The organism is Stenotrophomonas lacuserhaii (assembly GCF_039674585.1).
Lineage (GTDB): Bacteria > Pseudomonadota > Gammaproteobacteria > Xanthomonadales > Xanthomonadaceae > Stenotrophomonas > Stenotrophomonas pennii_A.
On the sequence record NZ_JBDJNU010000064.1, the window covers coordinates 1 to 11,829 of the forward strand.

Consider the following 11,829-nt stretch of genomic DNA (forward strand, 5'->3'; position numbering starts at 1 on the left):
GCGGTGGGGGGGGGCGGGGGCGTTGAGCGCCATGGATGGCGCGAAACGAGGCCCGCAGGAGCGGCTCTTGCCGTCCCCCGCACAGCCCCACCGCCCGGCCCAGACCAAGGCTGCTGCTTTGAAGCCACCCGCGAGGGGGTCTCACCCGTTCGCGAGAGCAAACTCCGGCCGGGTCAGGTTGTCCGCCTCGCCATCAGTGCACAGCACTTCGTCCTCGATCCGGATCCCGCCGTAAGGGCGGAAGAAATCCACGCGATCCCAGTCGATGCTGGCGCCATGGCCGGCCTGCTTCACCTCGTCCAGCAGCATGTCGATGAAGTACAGGCCCGGTTCGATGGTCACCACCATGCCCGGCTCCAGCACGCGGGTCAGGCGCAGGTAGGGGTGGCCTGCCGGACGTTCGATCCGGCCGCCGGCCTCGCCCGCCGCGAAGCCCGCCACGTCGTGCACCTGCAGGCCGATCAGATGACCGAGCCCATGCGGGAAGAACGCGGCGCTCACGCCGGTTTCCACCGCCGTCTGCGGCGATACCTTGAGCACGCCGAAGTCCTTCAGCACGCCCATCAACGACAGGTGTGCGTCGACGTGCAGCTGCTTGTAATCCACGCCCGCCCGCACGGCCGCGCACATCGCCTGCTGGGCGACGTCGACCGCGCCGATCATCGCGGCGAACTCGTCGTGGCCATGCGCCGCATGGGTCCGGGTGATGTCGCTGGCATAGCCGAGCGCGCTGGCGCCGGCGTCGATCAGGAAGCTGCGCAGCGGCTGCGGTGCGGTGCGGCCCAGTTCGGTGTAATGCAGCACGGCGGCATGTTCGTTGAGTGCCACGATGTTGCCGTACGGCAGTTCGTTGGCATCCTGGCCGACTGCCGCGCAGTACGCCATGTGGATGGAAAACTCATCGGCGCCGTTGCGGAACGCCGCTTCGGCGGCGCGATGGCCGCGCACGCCCAGCACCTGCGCCTGGCGCATCAGCGCGATTTCATAAGGCGTCTTGCAAGCCCGGTGGTATTCCAGGTAATCCAGCACCGGTGCCGGGTTGTTGGGCGCCCACTCGCCCAACGTGCTCTGCGGCTCGCCCAGCACGGCGCAGCGCCAACGGTCGCGCGGCAGCAGCGCCAGCGCTTCTTCCGGCGTGCGGATGACCTGGATGTCGAAGTGCTCCACCCACCAGCCACTCGGTGCGTCGGGCACTACGTGCCAGTAGTCGAAGGGTTGGTGGAAGATCACCGTGTGCCGCTTGCCCGGGGTGAACACCAGCCAGCTGTGCGGTACGCGGGTCAGCGGCAGCCACGCCTTGAACTGCGGGTTCACCGCATACGGATAATCGCGGTCGTCGAACAGGTGGTAGTGCAGGGTGCCGCTGGGAACCACCAGATGGTCGAAGCCGCCGCGCGCCAGCGCTGTTTCGGCCCGCCGGCAAAGCACGGCCAGGTGGTCGGGATAAAGGGCGCCGGGGTCGTGCTGGATCATCGCGGTGACTCGCTGGAAAACAGCCCCTGATTGTGCCGCAAGCGCCGCGCGGCTGCTGTGCCGGAACCGGCGCTCAGGGCGCCGGAGTTTCCTGTCCGATCCAGCCGCGCAGCAGTTCGCGGTGTTCGCGCGAGAGGGTGATGAAGCGGAAACCGGCCCAGGCTTGCCCCGCTACATGCGCCGGATCGGCCCACAGCAGGTGCACGCCGACGTCGATCGGTGCGGCGCGGCCATCGGCCAGTGGCAGGCTGAACTGCAACTGGTACAGCGCGTCTTCGCGCAGGGGGACGGAGGCCAGCATCAGCATGCCGGTCTCGGAAAGGTTGCCAAGGCGGCCGACCACGCGTTCGGCGATCTGGTCGGTCACCGGCACCAGGTCGGCCACGGTGCGGCGTGGCGCGCGGCGGGTGTCGGGGCTGTCGTCGTCGGCGCTCATGCGGCTTCCCCTTGTTCAGTGCCGGCCAGCGAGCGCAGCGTGCGCAGGGTGGCCTGCCAGGCGCGATCGATCAGCCGTCCCTTGTCTTCGGTGACGATCCGGGCCTGTTCCAGTGCCATCAGGCGGGCCAGTGTGTCCAGTGTGTACTCGGCCACTTTCTGCCCGCGCGGATTGACGAACAGGGCGTGTTCGGTGACCAGGCTGTACCAGGACAGGCGCTGGCGGTGCAGGTCGCCCTGCTGGTTGCTGATGAACTCGAACCAGGTACCGAACGGCAGCGTGCGCAGCTGGCGGTAGCAGTCCTCTTCGACGGGGCTGCGCGCCAGCGGTGCGAGCCGGCGGGTGTCATGGGCTTCGGCATGTTCGCCCAGCCGGGTGCGCGCCTTCAGGCGCGCTGTCAGCTCGGTCCGCGAGGTGCTGTCGTCCTCGCCGCCGGGGCTGGACAGGCGGCGCGCGATGGCGCGCGCTTCGTCGTGGTGGCAGCCGATCTGCACGACGGCTGCCTCGACCTCGTCGAACAGGGCTTCGTCGGCGGGGTGCCCGCTGCCGGGCGGCTGCGCGGTGACCGCGGTGATGCGCGCGGTCTGCTGCAAGCGCTGCTGCCACAGGGCGGAGTCTTCGCCGTGGCGCAGCTGGGTCAGGGTCAGCACGTCGGCCCAGGCCTGGCGCAGCAGCGTCTGCACGAAACGCGGCGGCTGGTCCTGCGCGCAGGACTGTTCAATCAGCGCGGCAGCCTGCTGGCGCGCGACCTCCAGCCGCTCCTTGCCGCGCGCGGCTTCCACGTGGCGGCGCTCGGCCAGTTCGGCCTTGTGCGCGGCGGCGCGGAAATGTTGCTGCACCTCTTCGTTGGCGGCGGCGAACACGGCCGGATCGTCGTGGTACTGCGCCACCACCGTGCCCACCGTGCGCTCCAGCTTCTGCACCAGCTGCGGGTCCAGGTCATCGTCCTGCAGGCCGCTGGCCCCCAGTTCGGCGATGGTGTTGAGCAGCTCGCGGGCCGGGTGTTCGTCGCGCACGAAGAAGCCCGGATCGGCCAGCGCGGCGCGTGCCAGCGGCACCTGCAGCCTGCCGACCAGGTCGTCGCCTGCGGTCTGCGGACGCTGTTCCTGGCGGATCTGCTGGAACAGCAGGACGAGCAGGTCCAGCGTGTCGCCATCCTTCACCGTCAGCGCCGCCTGCTCGCCGTGTTCGGCGCGCAGCTGGGTCAGCAGGGCGGTCTGCAGGTCGGACATGCTGCGTGACGTGGCGCCGCCGGCGATGCGCGCCTGCAGCTGTCCGAGGATCGCGTCGACCATCGCGCTGGGCACCGCGTCGGCATCGGACGCAGCACCCGCCACGGCGCGTCCGTCTGCCATGGCAGCGCCCGGCAGCGGTGCGTCCGGGGTGGGCGGCAGAGCCACATCGGCGGCCAGCGCATGCCGCGCACCGGCGAGCAGTTCGTGCAGCGCGCTCATGGCCGGCGCTGCGAGGTCCACCACCGCGGGCGCTGTCGCCGGTTGATCCGGCGCACCGGTGGGTAGCGGCGGCGGCTGGGTCGCGCCGGGTGGCGCTGCACCGACCGGCACGGGATGCCCGCCCAGTTCGGCCTGCATCATCGCCGACCAGGAACTGGCGGCGGTGCTGCTGGCGCCGTTCCAGCTGGTGACCGGGGTGGTGCGGGCGCGCGCGGCATCGCCGAACGCACCGCGTCCTGGCGGGGTGACGATCCGGCGGGTCGCCGCCGAGCGCGCCAGGTAAGGGGTGTAGACCAGTCCGGGCAGCACGCCTTCGTGCCCGAGCAACACGTTGGCGCGTTCCAACAGTTCGCCCAGCCGCTCCAGCACCTGGCGCTCGAAGCTGCGATACAGCGCCAGTTGGGCTTCCAGTTCGAGCCCGCCTTCGTCGCCGATCCGGCGCACGATGCCGCACAGGATGACCGGGCCGAACGGTACCTGCTCGGCATCCAGCGCCGGCGTGGCGGCCAGCACCGCCAGCCGCTGTCCGAGCAGCTGCAGGGCGTTGGCCGAGCGCAGCATCTCGCGGCGCATGATTTCGCTGAGCACGATGTCGCGATCGATGTCGGTGTCGTTGACCAGGGTCAGCGCGGACATCGACGGACGCTGGGGTTCGACCGCCGGCGGCGCTTCGCCGGGCGGGGCGAACAGCGCGGCCAGTGCCTGGGCGAGGTGCTCCAGGAAGCGGTGGCTGAAGCCGTCGGCGAACGGATGGATCTGCCGGGCCTGCGCGAACAGGTCGGCCTGCAGCTGGCTGTTGCGCGCGTGCTCGGCCTCGCGCAGCAGTTCGCGCTCCAGTTCCACCACGGTCAGCGTCAACGGCGCGGTCAGTGACTGCCGCGACAGCGCCAGCAGCGCGCCCAGCAGTCGGCGCACCCGCGGTGGCGCATCGACCGCGGCGAAGCGTGTGGCGTCCCCGGGCATCGGCGGAGGCGAGGAAGGCATGAGGGGGGCGTCCGTTTTCCCGGGGGTCGGGCTCGGAATCTACCGTGTCGGGCGGGGCGGCGCTACTCGCCCAGGAACAGCTCCACCACATCGTTGGTGAAGCGGCGTCCCAGCTCCGTCGGCCGCAGCAGCTCGCCGTGGTCGTGGCCGTCCGCGCCCGCACAGCCATGGTCGTCGCAGCCATGTCCGTGATCGTGGCCGCCGCCCACGCGCTCCAGCCAGCCGCGCTGCAGCGCCTGTTGCAGGGGCGCGTCGATGGCCGCTGCGGGAAGCCCGGTGCGCGACTGGAAATCGCGCAGGCTGAAGCCTTCGTGCAGGCGCAGCAGGTTGAGCATGTACTCGAACGGCAGCCGGTCCGCGGCGATGATGTCATCGCCGCCGAAGCTGGCAGGGCTGCCGGCGGCGTCCATGTAGGCCTGCGGATGCTTCAGCTTCCAGCGCCGGCGTACGTTCTGCTCGGCCCCGGAGCTGATCTTGCCGTGCGCACCGGCACCGATGCCCAGGTAATCGCCGAAGCGCCAGTAATTCAGGTTGTGCGCGCTCTGCCGGCCGGGCCGCGCGTAGGCACTGACCTCGTACTGGTCGAAGCCGGCCTGCGCCAGCAGTGCCTGGCAGTGTTCCTGCATGTCCCAGGCGCTGTCTTCGTCCGGAATGCCTTGTGGCGGGCGGGCGAAGAACACCGTGTTCGGCTCCAGGGTGAGCTGGTAATGCGAAAGATGCGCCGGCTGCAGCGCGAAGGCGCGCTCCAGGTCGTGCTCGGCGGCGGCCAGGGTCTGCCCGGGCAGGGCGTACATCAGGTCGATGTTGAAGTTGTCGAAGCCGGCGTCCTGCGCCATCTTCACCGCGCGCTCTGCTTCGGCGCTGTCATGGATGCGGCCGAGTCGCTTGAGCGCGTCGTCATTGAAGGTCTGGATGCCGAAGCTGAGCCGGTTGACGCCGGCCGCGCGGTAACCATCGAAGCGTCCATGCTCGGCCGTGCCCGGATTGGTTTCCAGGGTGACTTCGGCATTCGGGGCGAAGCGCAGGCGTGCCGAGGCCTGCTGCAGGAACCGGTCGATCGCCTCGGCCGGGAACAGGCTGGGGGTGCCGCCGCCGAAGAACACGCTGTGCACCACGCGGCCCCATACCAGCGGCAGGTCCTGGTCCAGGTCGCGCACCAGCGCATCGATGTAGGCATCGAAGGGCAGTTCGCCCTTGGCCTGGTGCGAGTTGAAATCGCAGTACGGGCATTTGCGCACGCACCAGGGCAGGTGCACGTAGAGCGACAGCGGCGGTGGAATGAGGGCGGGCATCGGCGTCGGTTACAGGGCGATCGAGGACAGCCGCTGCTTCAGCTGCTGCAGGGCCAGCGCACGGTGGCTGAGGGTGTTCTTCAGCGCCGGCTCCATCTCCGCGGCGGTCAGGCCATGGCGCGGATCCAGGAACACCGGGTTGTAGCCGAATCCGTTGTGGCCGCGCGGTGCTTCCAGGATCACGCCTTCCCAGCTGCCTTCGCAGACCAGCGGCTGCGGATCGGCGGCATGGCGCAACAGCACGATCACCGCGAAAAAGCGTGCGGTGCGCTGCCCGGCCGGTACATCGCGCAAGTCGGCCAGCAGCTTGGCGTTGTTGGCGGCATCGTCGGTCGGGCTGCCGGCGTAGCGCGCGCTGTACAGGCCCGGTGCGCCACCGAGGGCGTCCACGATCAGGCCGGAGTCATCGGCCAGTGCCGGCAGGCCGCTGGCCTGGCAGGCCGCGCGCGCCTTGATCAGCGCGTTCTCCACGAAGGTCAGCCCGGTTTCCGGTACATCGCCCACGCCGGCCTCGGCGGCCGACAGGACCTGCAGCGGCAGATCGGCCAGCATCGCGCGCATCTCCTTCAGCTTGCCGGCGTTGTGGCTGGCAAGCACCAGCTTGGCAGTAGTGGGAAGACGCATCAGGCCAGCTCCAGCAGGTCCCAGGTGTTGCCGTACAGGTCGCGGAACACCGCCACGGTGGCATAGGGTTCCCTGCGCGGTGCTTCGAGGAACTCAACGCCGGCGGCCAGCATCGCGGCGTGGTCCCGCGCGAAGTCGTCGGTCTCCAGGAAGAAGCCGACCCGTCCACCGGTCTGGTCGCCAATCCGCGCCGCCTGCACGTCCGAACTGGCGCGTGCCAGCAGCAGCCCGGCAGCGCCGTCGGTGGCCGGGGACACGACCACCCAGCGCTTGCCGCCGCCCTGGTCGATGTCCTGCTGCAGGTGGAAGCCCAGTGCACCGGTGAACCAGCCGATGGCACGGTCGTAGTCGTCCACCAGGAAGGTGGTCAGGGCAAGCCGGCGATTCATGCGGCCAGTGCCGCCTGCTGCGCGGCCAGCAGTTCGCCCACGCCCTTGTCGGCCAGCGCCAGCAGCGCGTCCAGTTCGTCGCGACGGAACGCATGGCCTTCGGCGGTGCCCTGCAGTTCGATGAAGCCGCCACCATCGTTCATGACGACGTTCATGTCGGTGTCGCAGTCGCTGTCTTCGGCATAGTCCAGGTCCAGCAGCGGGGTGCCGCGGTAGACGCCCACCGATACCGCCGCCACCGCGCCGATGATCGGGTTGCGCTTGATGTCACCGCGCTTGAGCAGCAGGTTCACCGCATCGGCCAGGGCGACGTAGGCGCCGGTGATGGCCGCGGTGCGGGTGCCGCCGTCGGCCTGCAGCACGTCGCAGTCCAGGGTGATGGTGCGCTCGCCCAGCGCATTGCGGTCCACGCAGGCGCGCAGGCTGCGGCCGATCAGGCGCTGGATTTCCAGCGTGCGGCCGCCCTGCTTGCCACGCGCTGCTTCGCGGTCGCTGCGGGTGTGGGTGGCGCGCGGCAGCATGCCGTACTCGGCGGTGACCCAGCCTTCGCCCTTGCCACGCAGGAAGCCCGGCACGCGGTTTTCCACGGTGGCGGTGCACAGCACGCGGGTTTCGCCGAAGCACACCAGCACCGAGCCCTCGGCGTGGCGGGTGAAACCGCGTTGGAGGGTGACCTGGCGCATCTGGTCGGGCTGGCGGCCACTGGGGCGGGTATCGGACATGGCGGGGTACCGTTGGAGCGAGGGAACGGGTCCATGCCCGCGCCGGGGAGGGGGCAGGCAGGAGGCTCGAATGAAGCCGCTAGGGTACCATTCCCTCTTTGGGAGCATCTGGAAAACCCCATGATCCGAAGCATGACCGCTTACGCCGGTGGCGAGCGCGCCACCGCCTGGGGCACGCTGGGCTGCGAGCTGCGCTCGGTGAACCACCGGTTCCTCGAAGTCGGTACCCGCCTGCCGGAGGAACTGCGCGCGCTGGAACCGCAGCTGCGCGAACGCATCTCCGCACGCCTGAGCCGCGGCAAGCTGGACCTGGTGATGCGCCTGCGCACGCCGGAAACGTCGGCCAGCCTGCAGGTCAACGACGTGCTGCTGGGCCAGCTGGGGCAGCTGGCGCATCGGCTGACCTCGGACTTCCCGAACCTGCAGGTCAGCTTCACCGACCTGCTGCAGCTGCCCGGGGTGATGCAGGGCGAAGCCACCGATGCCACCGCGCTGCAGGCCGAGGCGCTGGCCCTGCTGGACCAGACCCTGGACGGCTTCATCGCCGGCCGCGAACGCGAGGGCGACAAGCTGGCCACCGCGATCAGCGAGCGGGTCGATGGCATCGAGCGGATCGCCGCTGAAGTGCGCACCCTGATCCCGGCCATCCGCGAAGGCCAGCGGGCCAAGCTGGCCGCGCGCCTGGCCGACCTGCCGCACCCGGTGGATCCGGGCCGCGCCGAGCAGGAACTGGTGATGTGGCTGCAGAAGCTGGACGTGGACGAAGAGCTGGACCGCCTCAACAGCCACATCGTGGAAATCCGCCGCGTGCTCAAGCAGCGCGATCCGGTCGGCCGCCGGCTGGACTTCCTGCTGCAGGAGTTCAACCGCGAAGCCAATACGCTGGGCTCCAAATCGGTGGACAGCCGCACCTCCAACGCCGCAGTGGAGCTGAAGGTGCTGATCGACCAGATCCGCGAACAGGTGCAGAACATCGAATGAGCATCCAACCTTCCCCGGTCGGCACGCCCGCGCGCGGCACCCTGTACATCGTTGCCGCGCCTTCCGGTGCCGGCAAGAGCAGCATCGTCAACGCCACCCTGGCGCGCGACCCGCAGATCGCGCTGTCGATCTCGTTCACCTCGCGGGCCACGCGGCCGGGCGAGGTCAACGGCGAGCACTACCATTTCGTCACCGCGACCGAGTTCGAGGCAATGATCGCCGCGGGCGATTTCTTCGAACATGCCTGGGTGCACGGCGACTGGAAGGGCACCGCCCGGCAGTCGGTGGAGCCGCAGCTGGCCGCCGGCCAGGACGTGCTGCTGGAAATCGACTGGCAGGGCGCGCAGCAGGTACGCCAGCTGGTGCCCGGCACGGTGACGGTGTTCATCCTGCCGCCATCGAAGCAGGCGCTGCAGGACCGCATGCGCAAGCGCGGCCAGGACAGCGAGGCGGTGATCAGCCAGCGGCTGTCGGCCGCACGCGAGGAAATGCTGCACTTCAACGACTTCGATTACGTCATCGTCAACGAGATCTTCGACACGGCCGTCGATGAGCTGTGCGCCATCTTCACCGCCAGCCGGCTGCGGCGCGAAGCGCAGAAGGTCCGCCATGCCGGGTTGATCCAGGCCCTGCTGACCGCTGATTCGCCTGCAACTGACTGATTGCAAAAGGAACAGGGCGGGGTTGGCTTGATTTTGTCCAGCCCTTGCCCTTACACTCCGTCCCCTTTCCCTCATTCGACTGAGCGGCCGACCGGTCGCCGGGAGCCCGTATGGCCCGCATCACCGTAGAAGATTGCCTGGAAGTCGTTAACAACCGTTTCGAGCTGGTCATGATGGCGTCCAAGCGCGCCCGTCAGCTTGCCAACGGCGTGCAGGCCACGCTGGACAACAGCGAAACCGAAGACAAGCCGACCGTGCTGGCGCTGCGCGAAATCGCCGCCCGTCGCATCGACAATGCGCTGATCGACGAAGTCGAGAAGGCCGAGCGTGAGCGCGCCGAGCGTGAAGCGCTGGAATGGGCCGCCGCGGAAGTGGTCGCCGACGAAGACATGTCCAAGAACGACGACTGAGCCCAGTCGACCGTCTTTGGCCGGATACGAAACAGCCCGCCGCAAGCGGGCTGTTTCGCATTCAGGATTTGCTGAAATTGTGACGCTGGCATAGGCTTCGGCCATGAACCCAGGCCCCATCGCCAAGGTAGCCGCGCCGCCACGCGCGGACGTACCCGACTACGTCCTCCAACTCGAGCGCGCAGCGCACTACCTGCCGCCGGAGCAGCTGCCATTGCTGCGCCGTGCATGGGAGGTGGGGGCGGCCGCCCACGCCGGCCAGACCCGCAAGTCCGGCGAGCCCTACATCACCCACCCGGTCGCCGTGGCGCAGGTACTGGCCGAGCTCGGCCTGGACGTGGAGGCGCTGATCGCCGCGATCCTGCACGACACCATCGAAGACACCCCGCTGACCCGTGAAGAGCTGGCCGCCGAGTTCGGCGAGCCGGTGGCCGAGCTGGTGGACGGGGTTACCAAGCTGGACAAGCTGAAGTTCCGCGACCGCCAGGAAGCGGCCGCCGAGAGCTTCCGCAAGATGCTGCTGGCGATGTCGCGCGACCTGCGCGTGATCATGATCAAGCTGGCCGACCGGCTGCACAACATGCGCACGCTGGGCGCGCAGAGCAGCGAGGCACGCGGTCGCATCGCGCGCGAAACGCTGGAGATCTATGCCCCCATCGCGCAGCGGCTGGGCATGAGCCTGGTCAAGAGCGAACTGCAGAACCTCGGCTTCAAGGCGCTGTATCCGTGGCGCCATGCGATCTTGGAAAAGCACATCCGCAGCCAGCCGGTGGTACGCCGCGAAGCGATGGCGCAGGTGGAAGTGCAGCTCAGCCAGCGCCTGGCCAAGGAAGGGCTGGAGCATCGGCTGGTCAGCCGGATCAAGACCCCGTGGAGCATCTACAACAAGATGCACGACGAGAACAAATCCTTCGACCAGGTCATGGATGTGTTCGGTTTCCGGCTGGTGGTGCGCAGCGTGCCCAGCGCCTACCACGCACTGGGCGCGGTACATGCCGCGTTCAAGCCGCTGGATGGGCGCTTCCGCGACTTCATCGCCATTCCCAAGGCCAACGGTTACCAGTCGCTGCACACGGTGCTGTTCGGCCCGTACGGCTCGCCGATCGAGGTGCAGATCCGCACCGAGGAAATGGACCTGATCGCCGAACGGGGCGTGGCCGCGCACTGGACCTACAAGTTCGGCGGCGATGCACCCAACAGCGCGCAGAGCCGTGCCCACGCGTGGATCGTCGAACTGATCGACTCCCAGCGCGCAGCCGGTTCCTCGCTGGAGTTCCTGGACAACGTCAAGGTCGACCTGTTCCCGGACGAGGTCTACCTGTTCACGCCAAAGGGCAAGATCATGGCCCTGCCGCGCAATGCGACCGCGCTGGACTTCGCCTACGCGGTGCATACCGACGTCGGAAACACCGCCGTGGCATCGCGCGTGGACAAGAAACTGGTGCCGTTGCGCACCAAGCTGGTCAGCGGCCAGACCATCGAAATCATCACCGCGCGTTCGGCCACGCCCAAGCCGCAGTGGCTGGAATTCGTAGTCACCAGCAAGGCACGTACCGCCATCCGCCACCAGCTCAAGCAGCTGGAACACGAAGACGCGGTGCAGCTCGGCCACCGCATGCTCGACCGCGCGCTGGAAGCGATGGATTCCTCGCTGGAGCGCCTGCCCAAGGGCCGCCTGGATGCGTTCCTGGCCGAACATCGGTTCCCGCGCCTGGAGGCCCTGCTGGCCGAAGTGGCGCTGGGCAACTGGATGCCGACCCAGGCCGCGCAGGCGCTGATGGCCTACGCCGAGCTGCGTGGCGGTGCGCGCCACCATTCGCAGGAAAAGATCCTGATCAACGGCAGTGAGCGCGGGGTGGTCACCTTCGCCAATTGTTGCCAGCCGATTCCGGGCGACGAGATCATGGGCTACCACACCGCCGGCAAGGGCATCGTGGTGCACCGGATGGACTGCCCGAACCTGGCCGAACTGCGCAAGTCACCGGAACGCTGGGTGCCGATCGGCTGGGATTCGTCGGTATCCGGCGACTACGACACCTCGCTGGTGGTCGAAGTGGAGAACGGCACCGGCGTGCTGGCGCAGCTGGCCGCGGCGATCGCGCAGAGCCAGTCCAACATCGAACGCGTGGATTACCTGGACCGCGACTTCAACGCCGCCGTGCTGGCCTTCAACGTGCAGGTGCGCGACCGCAACCACCTTGCCGAAGTCATGCGCCGGCTGCGTCGCCTGTCGGTGGTGCAGTCGGTGCGCCGCCAGTAGTAGCGGGTGATGACCTGATGGGATGACCTAATGGTGGGTGACGACCGTTGGTCGTGACCCATCTTGCGGGAACAAGAGCGGGACGACCAAAGGGCGTCACCCACCCACGGTCGTCACCCACCCACCGGCGTACCCCCCCCGC

11 protein-coding genes are annotated in these 11,829 nt (G+C 68.7%); 4 read left to right on the top strand and 7 right to left on the bottom strand.

The window, feature by feature from the left end:
- Window positions 1-141 precede the first annotated feature (141 nt).
- The 7 genes from pepQ to rph form a co-directional block, all read right to left on the bottom strand.
- On the bottom strand, window positions 142-1,473 hold the full coding sequence (pepQ, locus tag ABE522_RS16715) for a Xaa-Pro dipeptidase (protein WP_346592664.1): 1,332 nt from the start codon (window positions 1,471-1,473) through the stop codon (window positions 142-144).
- Window positions 1,474-1,546: 73 nt separating this feature from the next.
- Complete coding sequence (locus tag ABE522_RS16720) at window positions 1,547-1,909, bottom strand: PilZ domain-containing protein (RefSeq protein WP_346592665.1); 363 nt, start codon at window positions 1,907-1,909, stop codon at window positions 1,547-1,549.
- Window positions 1,906-4,347: a DUF1631 domain-containing protein gene (locus ABE522_RS16725; RefSeq protein WP_346592666.1), complete on the bottom strand. Its 2,442-nt coding sequence runs from the start codon at window positions 4,345-4,347 to the stop codon at window positions 1,906-1,908. The genes ABE522_RS16720 and ABE522_RS16725 overlap by 4 nt, the downstream gene beginning before the upstream one ends.
- A gap of 62 nt (window positions 4,348-4,409) precedes the next feature.
- The gene (gene hemW / locus ABE522_RS16730; RefSeq protein WP_346592667.1) at window positions 4,410-5,639 is read right to left on the bottom strand and encodes a radical SAM family heme chaperone HemW; all 1,230 of its coding nucleotides are present in this window, start codon (window positions 5,637-5,639) and stop codon (window positions 4,410-4,412) included.
- Between the two features lie 9 nt (window positions 5,640-5,648).
- Window positions 5,649-6,263 carry an RdgB/HAM1 family non-canonical purine NTP pyrophosphatase gene (rdgB, locus tag ABE522_RS16735; RefSeq protein WP_346592668.1) on the bottom strand — a complete coding sequence of 205 codons (615 nt, stop codon included), beginning with the start codon at window positions 6,261-6,263 and terminating at the stop codon, window positions 5,649-5,651.
- Window positions 6,263-6,652: a VOC family protein gene (locus ABE522_RS16740; RefSeq protein WP_346592669.1), complete on the bottom strand. Its 390-nt coding sequence runs from the start codon at window positions 6,650-6,652 to the stop codon at window positions 6,263-6,265. Before ABE522_RS16740 ends, rdgB begins: the two co-directional genes overlap by 1 nt.
- Window positions 6,649-7,374, bottom strand: a complete 726-nt coding sequence (rph, locus tag ABE522_RS16745; protein ID WP_346592670.1) for a ribonuclease PH — start codon at window positions 7,372-7,374, stop codon at window positions 6,649-6,651. The genes ABE522_RS16740 and rph overlap by 4 nt, the downstream gene beginning before the upstream one ends.
- Window positions 7,375-7,494: 120 nt before the next feature.
- Here rph and ABE522_RS16750 point away from each other — a divergent pair, with 120 nt between their 5' ends.
- The 4 genes from ABE522_RS16750 (at window position 7,495) to ABE522_RS16765 (ending at window position 11,687) form a co-directional block, all read left to right on the top strand.
- Window positions 7,495-8,355, top strand: a complete 861-nt coding sequence (locus ABE522_RS16750; protein ID WP_346592671.1) for a YicC/YloC family endoribonuclease — start codon at window positions 7,495-7,497, stop codon at window positions 8,353-8,355.
- Entirely contained in the window at window positions 8,352-9,017 is a 666-nt protein-coding gene (gene gmk, locus ABE522_RS16755; RefSeq protein ID WP_346592672.1) for a guanylate kinase, read from the top strand. The genes ABE522_RS16750 and gmk overlap by 4 nt, the downstream gene beginning before the upstream one ends.
- Before the next feature lie 110 nt (window positions 9,018-9,127).
- Entirely contained in the window at window positions 9,128-9,427 is a 300-nt protein-coding gene (gene rpoZ, locus ABE522_RS16760; RefSeq protein ID WP_042614409.1) for a DNA-directed RNA polymerase subunit omega, read from the top strand.
- Between the two features lie 103 nt (window positions 9,428-9,530).
- Complete coding sequence (locus ABE522_RS16765) at window positions 9,531-11,687, top strand: RelA/SpoT family protein (protein WP_346592673.1); 2,157 nt, start codon at window positions 9,531-9,533, stop codon at window positions 11,685-11,687.
- The last annotated feature ends 142 nt before the right edge of the window (window positions 11,688-11,829 follow it).